The sequence below is a fragment of the bacterium Scap17 genome (genome assembly GCA_013376735.1).
GTDB lineage: Bacteria > Pseudomonadota > Gammaproteobacteria > Pseudomonadales > Halomonadaceae > Cobetia.
Genome location: VINJ01000001.1, coordinates 1,752,163 through 1,768,822 on the forward strand (window position 1 = coordinate 1,752,163; position 16,660 = coordinate 1,768,822).

At 60.1% G+C, this 16,660-nt stretch carries 12 protein-coding genes and 1 pseudogene; 8 read left to right on the forward strand and 5 right to left on the reverse strand.

Translation table 11 applies throughout. The features are described from left to right. The first annotated feature begins 446 nt into the window (after positions 1–446). Positions 447–2,078, forward strand: a complete 1,632-nt coding sequence (locus FLM52_07625; protein NVN55653.1) for a BCCT family transporter — start codon at positions 447–449, stop codon at positions 2,076–2,078. 171 nt (positions 2,079–2,249) lie between these two features. On the opposite strand, the gene FLM52_07630 is transcribed toward FLM52_07625, so the two are convergent. Next, positions 2,250–3,281 carry an LLM class flavin-dependent oxidoreductase gene (locus tag FLM52_07630; protein ID NVN55654.1) on the reverse strand — a complete coding sequence of 344 codons (1,032 nt, stop codon included), beginning with the start codon at positions 3,279–3,281 and terminating at the stop codon, positions 2,250–2,252. A gap of 277 nt (positions 3,282–3,558) precedes the next feature. Between FLM52_07630 and FLM52_07635 the strand changes: the two genes are divergently transcribed. Beyond that, complete coding sequence (locus FLM52_07635) at positions 3,559–4,290, forward strand: extensin family protein (protein NVN55655.1); 732 nt, start codon at positions 3,559–3,561, stop codon at positions 4,288–4,290. Between the two features lie 285 nt (positions 4,291–4,575). Then, a complete protein-coding gene (locus FLM52_07640) occupies positions 4,576–5,013 on the forward strand; it encodes a hypothetical protein (GenBank protein NVN55656.1) in 438 nt (145 codons plus the stop codon). 152 nt (positions 5,014–5,165) lie between these two features. Here FLM52_07640 and FLM52_07645 read toward each other — a convergent pair whose 3' ends face one another. After that, the gene (locus tag FLM52_07645; GenBank protein ID NVN55657.1) at positions 5,166–5,588 is read right to left on the reverse strand and encodes a hypothetical protein; all 423 of its coding nucleotides are present in this window, start codon (positions 5,586–5,588) and stop codon (positions 5,166–5,168) included. 212 nt (positions 5,589–5,800) lie between these two features. Between FLM52_07645 and FLM52_07650 the strand changes: the two genes are divergently transcribed. The 4 genes from FLM52_07650 to FLM52_07665 all read left to right on the forward strand — a co-directional run bounded on the left by FLM52_07650 (position 5,801) and on the right by FLM52_07665 (position 10,862). Then, the gene (locus FLM52_07650) at positions 5,801–6,598 is read left to right on the forward strand and encodes an SCO family protein (GenBank protein NVN55658.1); all 798 of its coding nucleotides are present in this window, start codon (positions 5,801–5,803) and stop codon (positions 6,596–6,598) included. Next, a complete protein-coding gene (locus FLM52_07655) occupies positions 6,595–7,071 on the forward strand; it encodes a hypothetical protein (protein ID NVN55659.1) in 477 nt (158 codons plus the stop codon). The genes FLM52_07650 and FLM52_07655 overlap by 4 nt, the downstream gene beginning before the upstream one ends. Positions 7,072–7,179: 108 nt before the next feature. Beyond that, entirely contained in the window at positions 7,180–8,709 is a 1,530-nt protein-coding gene (locus FLM52_07660; GenBank protein NVN55660.1) for a PepSY domain-containing protein, read from the forward strand. After that, positions 8,706–10,862 carry a TonB-dependent receptor gene (locus FLM52_07665; protein NVN55661.1) on the forward strand — a complete coding sequence of 719 codons (2,157 nt, stop codon included), beginning with the start codon at positions 8,706–8,708 and terminating at the stop codon, positions 10,860–10,862. The genes FLM52_07660 and FLM52_07665 overlap by 4 nt, the downstream gene beginning before the upstream one ends. Before the next feature lie 139 nt (positions 10,863–11,001). Here the strand turns inward: FLM52_07665 and aguA are convergent. The 3 genes and pseudogenes from aguA to FLM52_07680 form a co-directional block, all read right to left on the reverse strand. Beyond that, a pseudogene (gene aguA, locus FLM52_07670) lies at positions 11,002–12,124 on the reverse strand (agmatine deiminase). Positions 12,125–12,146: 22 nt separating this feature from the next. Beyond that, on the reverse strand, positions 12,147–13,493 hold the full coding sequence (locus tag FLM52_07675) for a sodium:proton antiporter (GenBank protein NVN55662.1): 1,347 nt from the start codon (positions 13,491–13,493) through the stop codon (positions 12,147–12,149). Positions 13,494–13,639: 146 nt separating this feature from the next. After that, positions 13,640–15,088: an aminotransferase gene (locus tag FLM52_07680; protein NVN55663.1), complete on the reverse strand. Its 1,449-nt coding sequence runs from the start codon at positions 15,086–15,088 to the stop codon at positions 13,640–13,642. Between the two features lie 283 nt (positions 15,089–15,371). Here FLM52_07680 and FLM52_07685 point away from each other — a divergent pair, with 283 nt between their 5' ends. Beyond that, positions 15,372–16,628: a Zn-dependent hydrolase gene (locus FLM52_07685; protein ID NVN55664.1), complete on the forward strand. Its 1,257-nt coding sequence runs from the start codon at positions 15,372–15,374 to the stop codon at positions 16,626–16,628. Positions 16,629–16,660: the final 32 nt, after the last annotated feature.

The following is a 16,660-nucleotide window of genomic DNA, read 5'->3' on the forward strand; positions in this document are numbered from 1 at the left end:
GCGTGGGCGGGGGTCACAGCGGTGCGTGGCGGGTTTGTTGCAGTAGTGGGGGCAGGCATCGGGAATGTCCTCAGTGGGATGTCATTTCGGCGGTGAATCGCGTTTTATAACTATCGTACAAGTAATGTAGAGGTTGTCTGGCGATCTCGCCATCGTGACTGGCCAGCTTGCCCGGAACTTCCCGTCTCTCTGCTTCTTCATCACTGCCTTTGAATGTTTGGCGTTGTCTACCTGTCGTACCCACCGTGGCCAAGCTGGGACAAACGCCCACATGTACAGACACTGACAAATTTCCTGAGCTGCTGGCGTCATCTGTCCTTGAAGTTTTGGGGAATCAGGTTCATGTCTAGAAGGCACTGCGAATATTCGTTGGCGATACGCTACTCGTTTCTCGCTGGTGCGCGATCCACCTCACCGCTGTCACAGCTCACAGGGAGTAGCGACTTATGACATCAGGAGGAAAGCGCGTATTCAGCGCGTCGGTCATCATCATTCTCGGGCTGGTCGCCTTGGGGGCAGGATTCCCCACCCGGTTTGGTGAATTGGCAGATCAGGCGCTCGGCGCCGTCACCAGCATGTTCGGCTGGTTCTATCTGATATCCGTGTTTGGTTTCGTGATCTTTCTCATTAGTCTCGCGTTGAGCAAATACGGCAAGATCCGGCTTGGGCCGCAGGATAGCCGGCCTTCCTATACCTTCTTTTCCTGGGTCAGCATGCTGTTGGCAGCAGGGTTCGGTGTCGGGCTGGTGTTCTATGGCATGGCGGAACCCATGCAGCACTATCTGAAACCGCCGTTTGCCGATATGCCGGGCGAGACGCCCGAGTCTGCGCGCTATGCCATTCAATATGCCTTCTTCAATTGGGGCGTCCATCAGTGGGCTGCCTTCTCGGTGGTCGGTCTTATCATTGCCTATTTCCAATTCCGCAAGGGGCAGGCGGGGCTGGTTTCCTCGGTGCTGTCATCCGTGACGGCCAAGCATCCCAAGGTGCGCCGCTATGGCCCGGTACTGGATGTCTTTGCGGTGGTGGCGACCGTGATGGGGGTCGCGACATCGCTGGGCTTGGGCGTGTTGCAGATGAATGGGGGGCTGCACTTCGTCTTCGGCGTGGAAGAAGGCTGGCAATGGCAGTTCATCATCATGGGCGTGATGTTCTGTGCCTATATGGCCTCGACCTGGTCCGGGCTCGACAAGGGCATCAAGCGCCTCTCCAACCTCAACATGAGTCTGTGCATCGCGCTGATGCTCTATGTGCTGTTCACTGGCTCGACACTGGATATCCTCAAGACGATCACCCTGGGCATCGGCGATTATCTGCAGAACTTCATCGGCATGAGCCTGCGCATGTCCCCTTATTATGGCAATGAGTGGAACAGTTCGTGGACCGTCTTCTACTGGGCTTGGGTCATCGCTTGGTCGCCGTTCGTCGGGACCTTCGTCGCGCGTGTCTCGCGTGGCCGCACCATCAAGGAATATGTGGTGGGTGTGCTGATCGTGCCGCCGCTGCTGGCATGTCTGTGGATCGGCGTCTTTGGTGGCGCGGCCATCAACATGGAGCTGGCGGGTGATGCGGGGCTGGCAGCCGCGACGGATGCCAACATCACGTCTGCCTTGTTCGAGATGTTCGACCTGATGCCCTTCAGCAGCGTGCTGTCAGTGGTCGCGATCATGCTGATCTTCATCTTCCTGGTGACGTCTGCCGATTCGGCGTCCTACATCGTGGCGCAGATGACCGACGGCGGCTCGATCAATCCGCCGCTCTACAAGCGTATCGCCTGGGGCGTGCTGATTGCGGCCATCTGCCTGACGCTGATCTCGACGGGCGGTCTCAAGGGGTTGCAGTCAGCCTCGGTACTCTCGGCCTTGCCGTTCACCTTCATCATCTACGGGATGATCGTGGTGCTGGTGAAGGAGCTGCGGGCTGATCGTCGCCAGATGCTCAGTCAGCTGTATCGCCGTCATGGTGAGACACCGGTCGGTGCGGATATCTTCGAGGCTGACAGCTTGGCGGAGGAAGACCGCATCCGCCGTGCGCCGGACGTCAAGAATCGTCGCGTGAACCCGCGCGACCATCATTGAGCCGAGTCGTGACATGAACTTATCGACTTGAGCTCATCGCCTTCGGCTCATTGCCTTGAGCTCATACGTCAATGCGTGCCTTCACGGCAGGCTCAGAACGACAGACGCCGCTCACAGGAGATGTGAGCGGCGTCTTGTCTTGGCAAGCCAGTCAGCGTGAAGGGGCTCACGTCATTGACTGGCGGCCGGCGTCCGGCGGCCGGCGACCTCGGCGAGTATCTCGTAGCTCTTCAGGCGGTCGGCATGCTCATAGAAATCCGAGTTGAACATCAATTCGTCGGCCTGGGTCACCTCCAGCAGATGCTCGAGTTCGCTGCGAATGCGCTCTGGCCCGCCGATGATGGCAGCGGCCAGATTCTGGCCGACTATGGCTTCCTCGCGTGCTGACCAGTCCAGTGTCTCGCATGGGGGCAGGGCGCGCGTGCTCTTGCCGCGGATCAGATTGAGGAATTTCTGTTGCTGGGTGCTGGCCAGGAAACGGGCGCGTTCATCGCTGTCGGCGGCGATCAGTGGCAGTCCGAGCATCACGTAGGGCGCATCCAGCACCTCGGAGGGTGTGAAGTTCTCGCGATAGAGCTTGATGGCCTCCAGCATGTAGCCGGGGGCGAACTGACCGGCGAAGGCGAAGGGCAGACCTTTTTTCGCTGCCAGGCGTGCGCTGTAGTCGCTGGAACCCAATAGCCACAGGGGGACATGAGTGCCTTGCCCCGGCATGGCCTTGACGCGCTGACCGGGTGAGGCCTCGCCCAGATACTGCTCGAGTTCGGCCAGCCGCTGGGGGAAGTCATTCACGCCGGCGGAAGGGTCGCGGCGCATCGCCTGCATGGTGATGCCATCCGAGCCCGGCGCGCGGCCAAGTCCGAGATCGATCCTGTCGGGGTAGAGCGTGGCCAGGGTCCCGAACTGTTCCGCCACCACCAGTGGGGGATGGTTGGGCAGCATGATGCCGCCCGAGCCGACCCGCAGGCGGGAGGTCTTGCCCGCCACATGACCGATCAGCACCGAGGTGGCGGCACTGGCGATGCCATCGATGTTGTGATGCTCGGCCAGCCACAGGCGATGAAAGCCCAGCGCTTCGACATGCTGGGCGAGACTGACGCTATTGTGGAAGGTTTCAGCAACACTGCCGGTATCGCGGATGGGGGCAAGGTCCAGCACCGAGAGCGGAATCGTGCCCAGGCGTGAGGTAGGGGCTGTCGTCATGTGCGCTCCTGATAGCGAGTTGGCGTGCAGAGAGCAGCTGGGGCGTGGCCCCTATAGGCATGTAGCTGGTCTGCTGAATGGCGTCCAGCATAATGGACAGCCTTTTGTCTGACAGCGTCTCGCCTTTCATTTCACTGTTTCTGATATGGCATATATGAGGCGGTCGATACGTCATGCCATTCACGGTAGTCAGTCACCCTGGGGCAGGTGAAGCCCAGGGCAACGTGTACAGGAGTCGAACATGAACGGTTTGCAGCACAAGCAGCGCCGCAAAGGCATGGGGCTCACGTTGGTCTGCCTCGTGGTCATCGGCTTGGGCGTTGCGCTCCAGCGCGACATCATCGTGCTGGAGCGTTGGATACCCGCTCACTACCTCCCGTGGGAGCCACTGCAATTGGAGGACCCGTCCGGCATGGTGACCGGCTGGAAGCTATCACGCTTGAACGAGAATCCATCCGCCTGTCGCGCATTTCTCGAGCGGGAAGCCCCGCAACGGGTGACCTTCCTGCCGGATCGCCCCAGCGACAATGGCTGTGACCTCATCAACAGCGTACGCATGCATTCGTCGTCAGGCACGAGTGGTGAGCAGGGCGTTCGCTTCAACCAGTCTTTCATTGCCAGCTGCCCGCTGGCGGTGAGCTGGCTGCGCTTCGAGCGCCATGGGCTCAGGTCAGCGGCGCAGGAGGTCATGGGAAGCGAGGTGACGCATGTGTCCCATGTGGGCAGCTACGCCTGCCGCAACATCTATGGACGAGAGAACGCACGCCGCAGTGAACATGCCACTGCGGATGCGCTGGATGTCACAGGCTTCACGCTGGCGGATGGCCGTCAGATTCGCCTGCCGCGCGACTGGACGGCACCCGCAGATGAAGATGCCCCGGGCCGCTTCCTGCGCGCCGTGCAGGACGCCGCCTGTGAGAGTTTCGGCACCGTGCTGGGGCCGGATTACAACGCAGCCCATCGTGATCACTTTCACCTCGGCACGCGGGGCTGGCGATTCTGTCGCTGAGCTACACTGCACGCTGCGTCGGGCAAGAGAGCGACAATACTGGCATCCGTGCACGCTGTCAGTGGGTCATGACTGGCTCGGTGTAATAAAGGGGACTCCTATTTGTCGTGCCTGTCGTCATTTGTCGGTGTCACTGAAAGAGGCTCGCGCTTGCATGGGGGAATGACGCTTGATCACGGGCAGATTCCTCGCATTTATTTGTTTTCACTAATACCCTGCGGACAAGAATGCCTTCCTTGGCATATCTCGCGATAAAGCCTCTTGTTCAATGACAGGGAGTCAAGAATGACAGGGATGACGAAGGCGTTACTGGCAGCTTCAATCACCTTCGTGATGGCAGGCTGTACCTCGGTGCAGGTTCAGCCTCTGGAGCGCATGTCCTATCTGGATACCGTGTGTATCGAGCGCAATGAGGCCGTGATCGTGCCCGGCTTCCTGAATGTGATTCAGCAGGGCTTCAGTCGCAATGGCTTGAATACGCGAGTCTATGACGCGCCGGTGCCCGGATATTGCGAAGTAGTTCTGAAATATACCGCGCTGCGCTCATGGGATTATGTGACATACCTTTCTCACGCAGAACTATGGCTAGACGATCCGTATGGCGATGAAATCGCCTATGCGCAGTATCATCTAATAGCAAAAGGGGGATTGGGGTTCTCTAAGTACGCCAGTGTCGAAACCAAGATGAACCCGGTCATCGATGACCTGCTCGTCAACTACTGATTTGTTTACCGTGATGGGCATCCAAGCCATTTCCTTGCACGCCTCACCAGAACGTCATTTCTCGCCATGATGGCGCACTTGATAGCGGGGCCGGCGCTCTTGTCATGCGCCGGCCCAGCGGAGACTCTCGATCCATCTGGTGTGCTGGGCTCTCAGGGTGCCATGCCCATGCCTCGGCTGATCGTCGGGGCGCAGCGCTCGGGGTTGATGCTGACCATGCGTAGGCGATGCCCATCGGGGAGCACGCAATCGAGCACCTGCCAGGCACAGCCGGGGGCGCTGCTGCCGTGACTCTCGATAAGATGCGCTCCCTGGGCCTGCCATTGCTCGCGGAAGCGGGCAAAGTCCGCTCGCTCGATTTCCAGCGTCAGCTGGCGGCTGTCGGGTTGCTCGGCACTGCGCTGCAGCAGCAATACGCTGGTCTGCTTGTCTCGACGATGGTTCAGCTCCAGGGTCGCGCTGGTGGCATTGCGCAACAGGATGTGCAGGGCGAGTGTTTCGGTGAAGAAACGGCAAGCGGCATCGAGGTCGCGCACTTCAAGGATGGCTGGGTGCAGGGAAAGGCGCTGAATCATGGCGAAGCCTCATGGCGTGAGGGGAAGAAGGGCTTGGGGGACTGGCTCCATTGCAGGAGCATGGAGACAGTGTCGTATCCGTCCGGGAGAGGCGCACTTTGAATCTGATGATGATGGTGATGGCTTTACGCTATCTGGGGCCTTGTCGCGCCCGCTGAGCCCCGGGGCAATCGCTGTGGCAACTTGTCGCATTAGTGGTTTTGCGGGTGTGAATGGTTAGCATCCCTGTCATCGACCCTGCTGCCTTTACCTTTTCTGCACGCCACGCTGGAGTGTTCATGTCGCCGCGCAAGCTGATCCTGATGGGACTCAGTGCTTTTGCCCTCGTCATTATCGCGTTGATCACGGGGCTTTCTGCCTCGCATCAACCGCGTGATGCGTGGCCGACGACGCTCGAGCTGCCTTCCACGCGGGGACTGCTGCACGCGGACACCCTGTCTCGGGGGGAAGCGGGTCACCTGAGCGTGATGGTTCCCGGCTTTACGCATTGCCCGGACATCTGTCCGTTGTCGCTTGCTCGGCTGCAGATGGCCTGGCAGCGCCTTGATGAGACGTCACGCGCGCATCTGCATCCGATGTTTCTGACGCTGGATCCGGCGCGCGACACCCTGCCAGTGCTGTCACGTTATCTGTCTGCCTTCAGCCTGCCGGTGACCGGCCTTCGCCTCCCGTCACATGACGATACGCGCCTGAAGGAATTCACTCAGCGTCTCGGCATCCAGTTCCAGCAGCGAGACCCCGAGCAGAGGCATCCCCCTGAACACGCGCAAGCGCAGTCGTCGGCCGGTGAGGCCGATTACATGATCGACCACAGCGTGGCGATCTTCGTGATCGATGAGCAGGGCCGGCTGCGTGACACCTTGCCGCTCAGTCAGACGCCTGCGCAACTTGCCGATCGCCTGACGTTCCTGCTCCAGTCCGTAGCCGCAGCGCCGTCTTCTGACAGTGTTGCGACCGTCAGCACGAGCGCAGATACGAACGCTGATGCTTCGGCCATGGGGGGCGCATGACAGCGAATTGTCCCTCGACTCGCCAGGCCAGGCGTGAATCCGTCTCCTATCATCGCGCCTTGTCGCGACTGACTGCGGCCAATGGGCATGTCGTCTTCGTGATGTTGATCGCGTTGGCCGCCATGCTGGTCATGCCGCTGGCGGCCCCACGTGTGGTGATGGTCAACGACCATGCTGTCTTCGAGAGTGTCGGTACCGGGCGTTGGGTGAGTGCCGATAGCGACTGGATAACCCGCGCCGCTCGCGAAAGCGGTTCGCAGGCGCAGATCACCCATAGTTCCGCTGCCTCAGATTGTCCGTTGGCCAGCATGGCGGCCTTTACGCTGGCATTGGTCGCCGTTGCCCTGTTGCTGGCGTTGGGGCGCTTGTCTCGCGACGCGGCCCCGCGTCCCTGCCTTGTCGCGTTTCGCGACATCAATGTCTATCTGCGTCCGCCCGGGCGCGCACCTCCCCACGATTCCCACGCGCCATGAATTGATGGGCTGCCTTGTGGCGGCTCTCCATAGTGTTCGGTGACCGCACGTTGACCGACGGACAAAGTATCCGTCGCGCGTCGTGGCACCTGTCGATGGGTAATCGAGATGAGTTCAACCACCAATACCGAGTCCGCGGGTCGCGCCGCTCGCGGTTTCAGCGATATCTACCGTGCCGTATGGCGCTGGCATTTCTATGCCGGCCTGCTGGTGCTGCCTTTCCTGACCTTGCTGGCCGTCACCGGCGGTCTTTATCTGTTCCGTGAAGAGATTGACCACTTCGTGCATGCCGACCTGATGAAGGTCAACACGCCGGTGGTGCAACAGGCCAATGGCCAGGCACAGGCGAGTGTCCCGCTGAGCGAGCAGGTGCGTGCCGCCGTGCAAAGTCTGCCCGGCAAGGCCGTGCGTGTCGTGCCGCCTGCGGCCAGTGACCTGACCACGGAAGTCGATATCGTGGCTGCCGATGGCAGTGGCAAGCAGGCGGTCTACGTCAATCCCTACAGCGGTGAAGTGCAGGGGCAGATGGCCTACCGGGACAGCATCATGTGGACAGTGCGCAATCTGCACAGCCTCGCCATCACCGGCCCCATCGGCAATGCCGCGATCGAGATCGCCGCCGGCTGGAGCATTCTGCTGGTACTCAGCGGCCTGTATCTGTGGTGGCCGCGGGGCCAGAAGGGTGGCGTCGTCACGCTGCGTACCACGCCTGCGCGCCGCCTGTGGTGGCGCGACCTGCATGCCGTGTGTGGCATCTTCGCCGCTGGTTTCATCCTTTTCCTCGCCGTGACCGGCATGCCGTGGTCAATGGTGTGGGGTGCCAAGGTCAACGAGTTGGCCAACGGGCATAACTTCGGGTATCCCGATGGCGTGCGCGTGAATACGCCGATGTCCGATACGCGTCTGGTGGATCAGGAGCGGACGACCTGGTCACTCGAGCAGGCCGTTATCCCGTTATCCTCCTTGCCGGCGGCTGCGACAAGCCACGTCGTGGACGAGGGAGAGCATGCCGGACATGGCGGTGGTAGCACCAAGTCTGGTGCCGAGCAGGCCTCCGGCGCAGCGGGCGTGCCGCTGAGCGCCGCCGCGATTGCCCATGCCGATATCGGCCTCGATCAGGCCGAGCGCATCTTCGTTCGCGAAGGGCTGGCACCGGGTTACGCCATCAATCTGCCGGGCACGCCGCAGGGCGTCTACACCGGCTCCATCTATCCGGATGCGCTGGAGCGTCAGCAGGTGGTGCATGTGGATCGCTATTCCGGCGATGTGCTGCTGGACATGCATTACGCCGATTATGGCCCGCTGGGTCGAGCGCTGGAGTGGGGCATCAATGTTCACTTGGGTCAGCAGTACGGGCTGATCAACCAGCTGGTGCTGTTACTGGCCTGTATCGCGATGGTGATGATGAGCGTCGGTGCGGGCGTGATGTGGTGGAAGCGTCGTCCGGTGGGCGGTATCGGTATCCCGCCGCTGCCCAAGGAGCGCAAGCGTATCGCCGGTGTCTGGGGCTTGATGATGATCATCGGTGTCATCTTCCCGCTGGTCGGCCTCTCGCTGATCGTGATGGGTGCGCTTGATTGGCTGTGGATTCGTGTCACGCACCCGCGCGGCAATGACCTCGAGGAGGCCAGCGCATGACACAGTCTCTCGTCGTTTTTCCGACTCATGCGCGTGGCCTGTCTGCGCCAGTGAGCGCATTGCTTGGTCCTCTGCCCTTGGCCATTGCTGCCGCGATCGCGGGTAGTGGCACGCTGCCGGTTTACGCCGATGCTGACACCACCAGCGTATTGCCGTTGATCCGTATCGAGGCTCAGGCGCCCATGGCCAGCCCCGTCCACGCGGTAGATGAGGGGCACGCCAAGGGCAACATGGACCTCGGTGAACAGCTACGCGAGGTCAATGGCGTCAGTGGTTCGCGCCTGGGTAGCCACGGTATCTCGCCCATTTTTCGTGCCCAGGGCGGTGAACGTCTGATCCAGGAGGTGGATGGGGCATCGCTGTATCCGGCCTGCCCGAGCGGCATGGACTCCACGCTCGGCTATGCCACCACCGGTAGCCAGTCGGACCTCACGCTCTACAAGGGCGCGCAGACCGTCAGCCGTGGCCCCAACTTTGCCGCGGGCAGTATAGAGGCGACGCGTCACACGCCAACGCGCAGTGATGATGATGGGGTGCATGGCACGCTGGGCGCTGGCTGGCGCAGCAATGATGATGCCACCAGCGAGACTCTGTCACTGACCGCCAAGCAGGGCGATGTCTGGGCTGCGCTGGACTTCGAGCATTCCGAGCGCAACAACTACGAGGATGGCAACGGTGATACCCAGCCCGGCGCCTATCGCAGCGACAACGGCAGTCTCCGAGTCGGCGCCTTTGCCAGCGAGGATGTCGCCATTGAGGCGGGCGTCGCCGTGGTGCGCATCGATGATGCGCTGTATCCGGCGATGGATGCACCACGCAGCGATATGGACCGCCAGTATCTCAAGCTGACCATCGACAACGTCGGACCGTTCTCGCACACCGAGACACAGGTCAACCATGCTCGCGTCGTCCACGACATGGATAACGTCACCCTGCGTGACTTTGATGACTCCTCGATGAGTATGGATATGGGCTCTGGCATGGACATGAGCTCTGGCATGGATATGGGTTCGGGAATGGACATGAGTGACATGGCCATGTTCTCCAGCGCGACCACCGAGACCTGGTACGCCAGCACCCAGGGCGATATTCCGCTGACTGTTGGGGGCCATGACGCGATATTGACGCTGGGGGCCGATGCCGAACGGCTCGAGAGCAACACCCACTCCCGGATGGGCATGTCACTGGATAGCCTGTTGGATAGCCAGACCTGGCCGGATGTCGTGCGGACGCGCGGTGGGGTGTTCGCGGAACTGGATACCACCCTCGATGCCGACAATCGGCTGGTGACTGGCGCACGCTATGACGTTTCCATCAGTGATGCGCGAGATGCCGATGAGGTAGTGGGCAGCAATGCCTCGGCTATCTCCGCCTGGCGTGCCCAGTACGGCGATGATGTAGAAGCCAAGCAGCGTGACGGGGAGTTCAGTGCGCTGGCGCGGCTGGAGCATCGCTTCAGTGAGGAGGTGAAAGGCTACGCAGCCCTCAGCCGCAGCGTACGTTTTCCTACCGCCACCGAGCGTTATTACAATCGCCAATCGGACAGCAATGCTTGGTTGGGCAATCCGGAGCTCAACCCCGAAATCCATCAGCAGCTCGAGCTCGGGGTGGCGGTCAGGCAGGGCGCCTGGCGGTATTCGGCCGATACCTACTATAACCGGGTGCATGACTGGATCGAGCTGAGCGAAGGTGACTCACTGACTACCTACGACAATGTTGAAGCCGAGATCTACGGTCTCGAGCTTGAGGCCAGCTGGCAGCGAAGCGGCTGGCGGCATTCTGCCGGCGTTGCCGCGACACATGGCACCAATCTGAGCGATGGCACGCCGCTGTCGCAGGTCGCCCCCTTCAATGGCTATCTGGCGACTCGTTATGATGCGGATCGCTGGTGGGCAGGTGCACGTCTGGATGCGGCTGCACGTCAGTCGCGCATTTCCGACAATGAAGAGGCGACGGCAGGCTTCGGTATCGTCGGGCTCGAGGGTGGCTACCGCGTCACGGATGCCATCGAGCTGAGTGCCGGTATCTCGAACCTGTTTGACAAGACCTACGCCTATCACGTCAATCGTTTCTATGACGATCCGTTGCAGGGCGATGTCCAGGTCACCGAGCCGGGGCGTATCTTCTGGACGCACGCCAGCTGGAGTTTCTGAGAACCATCACCCTTGCCCTGGTGCCTGACGGACCATCGCCGTGAGACGTGACAGGTACTGAAACGACAAGCCCGCCACCGGTTGCCAATCAATGGCCGGTGGCGGGCTTTTGCGTGTACGGCCCGTCAGCGAGAGCCAATCAGCGAGCGCCAGTCAGGCGCTTGGGTTGCTGTTGGGTAATGCAGTGGATGTTGCCACCCCCCCAACAGAATTTCACGAGCATTGACGCCAAGAATCTGCCGAGTCGGGAAGATGGCCTGGAGCTTCTCACGTGCTACGTCATCCAGCGCCGGGTCCAGCAATGGCATGACGATAGCCTCGTTGGCGATGTAGAAGTTCACGTAGGAACCTGCCATCCGATCGCCGGGACGTCTCGGGTGAGAGCTGCCCAGGCGGTCCAGACCATTGGCTTCATCTTCTTCGATATACAGCGGGCCGGGCTGGGGTAGCAGGTGTACCTTGAAGGCGCGCCCTCTGGCATCCACGGAGTTCTCGAGAACCTCAAGCGCCGCCCTGGAGATCGCATGCTGTGGGTCCTGGGGATCATCGCTCCAATTGAGGGCGACTTCTGCAGGCCCGACGAAGCAGCACAGGTTATCCACGTGACCATCGGTCTCATCCAGATGGCAGCCATTGGGAAGCCAGATGATGGTGGTGACACCGAGATGGTCCTTGAGGATCTGCTCTATCTGCTCGCGACTCAGATCAGGGTTGCGATTAGCGTTGAGCAGGCACTCTTCGGTGGTGATCAGCGTCCCTTCGCCGTCGACATGAATGGCACCGCCTTCCAGCATGATCGAGGCATCAAAGCGCGGAACATCCAGAATCTGTGAGATCTTGGTGCGGATTCTGCGGTCCTTGTCCCAGGGGAAATAGAGCCCTCCATTGAGGCCGCCCCAAGCATTGAACTCCCAGTCGATCATGGCGATACGGCCATCCGGATGAGTCAGGAAGGTCGGGCCGACATCGCGCATCCAGGCGTCGTTGCTGGATATCTCGACGACACGCACATGCGCAGGCAGTTCATTGCGTGCGTTTTCGTACTGTTCATCATTGACGCCGACGATGACGGTCTCGCTGCCGGCGATGGCCGTGGCGACCTCCACGAAGGCCTGTTGAGCGGGCTTTGCACCGTAACGCCAGGTGTCCGGTCGCTGTGGCCAAAGCATCCAGCAGGCGTCATGCCGAGCATATTCGGCAGGCATGAAGAAGCCCTTGGCAGCAGGCGAACCCGGAGTGAAGGCATCAGAAGGAGAGGGCATGGGAGAAATCATGATGTTCGTCTCACAGGTAGCCGGCAGCAAGGAAGATGAGAGCGGAAATGAAGGCCGCGACCAGGACATACGGCAGTTGGGTCAAGGCGTGTGCCATCGGCGAGCAGCCACTGCCCTGTGCCGAGAGCACCGTGGAATCCCCATAGAAGCAGGCGTGACTGCCGAAGGCACTGGCTGAGATCAGTGCGCCCACGACCAATGGCATGTTGGCATCCATGCTCATGGCAAGCGGTAATACGATCGGCATTGCCACCGCAAAGAGGCCCCAGAAAGAGGCAGTTGCGAAGGCCAGCAAGGCCATGGTTAGGAAGATGACCATCGGCAGCAGCCCCGGCGTCATGATCGGTTGCACGTGGATAATGACGAAGGTAGTCAGGCCCAGGGTGTCGTTGACTTCCTTCAGGAAGAAGCCGGCAACCAGTGTACCCAGGGGCAGCAGCATTGACTTGAAGCCTTCCAGTGCCGTGTCGAAGGTGTCATTGAAGCTGAGAAGGCGCTGCGCAAGGATCATCACGAACAACACCAGCAATGCCACGATCACGCCACGCAGAATGTCAGTGTCGAAATACCAGGTAAAGAAGACCAGCGCGAACATCGGGATCAGGAAGTTGAGCAGATGTGGCGGTGTCTTGCCGCTATCTTCGACTTCCAGAGTGGTATCCGTAGTGTCATCCGGAATGGTCTTCCCGGTAGCGGCACGCCTTTCGGCGGCTTTCATCGGGCCGAAATCGGGCACCCAGCCCATGGCGACCATCGGGACGATGGCGGCCGCTACCCAGGCATAGAACATGTACGGAATGGCTTCGATATACATGCTCACGCCATTGCCCGGGATGCCATTTTCTTCCAGCAGGCCCGAAAAGAAGACCGCCCAGGTCGAGAAGGGCACCAATACGCAGACGGGGGCTGCGGTGGAATCGACGATGTAGGCGAGCTTTTCGCGCGATATGTTGAATCCATCGGTAATCTTCTTCATCGAAGCACTGATGGTCAGCGCATTCAGATAATCGTCGACGAAGATCGCCAGACCCAGCAGCCAGGTGGCCAGCAAGCTCTGGTTTCTGCTGCGGATGCGGCTGCCAAGTGCCGCTCCGAAACTGAGGACCCCTCCCGTCTTCACCAGCAGGGCGATGAAGCTGCCGAACAGACCACAGACGAGAATGATCCAGGTGACCGTATCATTGGCCAGCACGCTCAGCATGGTGTCTGCGCCGTCTGAGATGGCAGTGTAAGGATTGATCATCAGTAGGCCGACGATGGCGCCTGTCATGAGGGACTCGATTGTTCTGCGGGTAATGAGTGCCATGATGAGCACGACCGTGGTCGGTATCAGGCTCAAGTATCCAAAATTTTCCATGAGATGCCTTTGGTTCTGTCATTGTATTTTTTATATCGCCATGTCTCAGGCATGGCCGCTGGCGGGGAGAAAGCCTGGTCGCCAGCGGCAGTTCTGCAGGGGAGCGACTCTGCAGGGGAGCGACGCTATAGAGGAGCTACGGCGGCTCAGAGGAAACCGTCACGTGACAGGGATTCGGTCACGGCGGTGAAAGAGGCATCAAGAATGGCGACGACTTCATCGACGACGGCTTCATTCCAGATGAGCGTCGGAGAGATGATGTTCAAGTGGCCGACGGGGCGAATGATCAGGCCACGTTTCTGAGCTTCTGCCGCGACCCTGTCTCCGACACGCGCTTCCAGTGGCAAGAGTTCACCGGTTGTCTTGTCTGCCACATTTTCCAAGCACATCATGAAGTTACTGCCGCGAACGTCGCCAACCGTAGCGTGATGCCCCAGGGTTTTCAAGCGTGCCTCTAGATAGGGACCGACACGCTGGATGTTCTCGCACAGCGCCTCTCGCTCCATGATCTCGATATTCTTGAGTGCAGCGGCGCAGCTGACGGGATGACCTGAGTAGGTGAAGCCGGTGCTCAGCACTCTTCCCTTGCCTTGCGGTGTCCCCAGGACGTCATAGAGAGAATCAGAGATCAGCGTGGCGCCCAGCGGTGAGTAGCCGGAGGAAAGTCCCTTGGCACAGGTGATGATGTCCGGGCTGAGTCCGAAGACCTTTTCGCTGCTGAAGAAGTGGCCAAGGCGACCAAAGGCAGTCACCACTTCATCGACGATCAACAGGATATCGTGCTGGCGGCAGAGGGCCTGCATGCGAGTGTGGTAACCCTCGGGCGCGACGAGAACGCCACCCGCTCCCATGATGGGTTCCATGATGAAGGCCGCGATATTGTCAGCGCCGAGCGTATCGATCCTGTCCGCGAATTCATTGATCAGCTGATCGCAATATTCCGCCTCGCTCATGCCCTGGGGGCGACGATAGCAATTGGCTTCACTGAGATAGCTGACATGGGATTCCAGGGTATCGAACATCCAGTTGTTGCTTTCGATACCTGTCAGGGTAGCCGCCATGTAGGTGGTGCCGTGATAGGCATTTTTGCGGGAGATGATCTTCTTCTTCTGCGGCTTTCCGATACGGTTGTAGTAGTAATGCACCAGGCGAATGGCGACATCATTCGCGGTGGAACCTCCACAGGTATAGAAGACGTGGTTGAGATGTGCCGGTGCCAGACTGGCAAGCTTGGCGGACAGCTCTGCTGCCGGGATATTGGTCAGATTGTTGAACGTCGAGAAGTACGTCATGCGCGTGGCCTGTTCCGCCATCGCATCGCCGATTTCCTTGCGCCCATGCCCCACGTTCACGCACCACAGCCCCGCGATACCATCGATGAAGCGGTTGCCTTCGATATCTGAAACATAGATACCGTCGCTATCACTGATGATGTCGCAACCCTGCTCGTGGAAGGTCGAGAAGTCAGTGAAGGGGTGGATGAAGTGATTTCTGTCCTTCTCCCAGACAGCCTGAGCATCGCCGCTCAGGCCATGGGCGGAATGTTCGGATGGCGCATTGATCGATGAGGTGTGATCCAGAGTGTTGGTGGTCATCAGTGTTGTCTCTTGTTGTTGGTGATGGCGGAGAGCCAGTAATTGTCTCGGTCTGGTGTCGTGCAGCGTGCCAAGCGCTCTTCACTGTCGCTTTCGCTGCAATCGTTCACTGGAGCCAGCGTATCCAGATCGGATAGCCGCCCGGTATATCCCAATGGGGGTATTCCGCTCCTGGTGCGTGAGTTTCTAAGGTGACGGTCTACTCGATGTGACGGCGGGGTGCTGATCGACAGATCGGTACACGCCCATCGACATACGGACACAAGAACAAGAGGACGTAATCATGCGGGCAGTTGCACAAGAGGTTCAGGCGCTCAGGGTCGATCAGCAACGTCTCTGGGATAGCCTGATGGATATGGCGAAGATCGGGGCCACGGCCAAGGGCGGCTCCTGCCGTCTTGCGTTCAGCGAGGAGGATACCCAGGGACGCCGCCTGCTGATGCAGTGGTGCGAGGCACTTGGTTGTCAGATGCGCGTCGATGAGGTCGGAAATCTGTTCATTCGTCGTGAGGGCAGCGAGCCGTCGTTGGCCCCGGTCTCGACCGGCAGCCACCTGGACACTCAGCCCAAGGGCGGACGTTTTGATGGCATTCTCGGTGTGCTGGCGGGACTTGAGGTCTTTCGTGTGCTGGATGCGCAGGGCATTGTCACGCGCCGGCCGCTGGAATTGATCGTATGGGGCAATGAAGAAGGCAGCCGCTTCTCCCCGGCGATGGTGGCCTCCGGCACCTACGCGGGCGTCTTTGAGCCGACTTATACCCTGGCGCGTGAAGACAGCGAAGGCATTACCTATGGTGAAGCGCTGGCGAGCACCGGACTGCGCACGCCAGATTTCAAGACGGGTCCCAGGTTGGACAGTTATTTTGAGCTCCACATTGAACAGGGGCCGGTGCTGGAACAGGAAGGCAAGTCACTGGGGGTTGTCACCGGCGTTCAGGGAATTCGCTGGTTTGATGTCACGATTTCTGGTGTCGCGGCGCATGCAGGGCCGACGCCGATGCGTTACCGCCGCGATGCGATGATGGCGGCTGCGCGCTTGATGGATCAGGTCCACCAGCATGTGCAATCAGACCCGACGGGGAATGCACGTGTCACGGTGGGCACCCTGAATATTCCCTCCGCCTCGCGCAACGTCATTCCGGGCGAGGTCAGCATGACGGTGGACCTGCGCCATGTGAAAGAAGCCGAGCTTGAGTCACTGGAAGCCACGTTCATGTCGATGCTTGAGAAGGTGTCGGAGGAATATGGTGTCAGTGTGACGCAGGAGCGCATCTGGAAGTCCGAAGTCGTCGACTTCGATGAGGCATGCATCGAGGTCGTCAGGCAGGCCGTCGCCAATCAGGATGCCCCCTCACGAGAGATGATGAGCGGTGCTGGCCATGACGCCGTCTATGTCTCGCGCGTGGCGCCGACGGCAATGATCTTCGTGCCGTGTCTCGATGGCATCAGCCACAATGAGGCGGAATATGCTTCACCTGAAGACTGTGCCCTCGGCTGCCAGGTACTGCTGGAATCCGTGTTGGCGCGCGCGGGTCGCTGATTTCTCCACCGTTGCCATCTCGTTCTCACGTC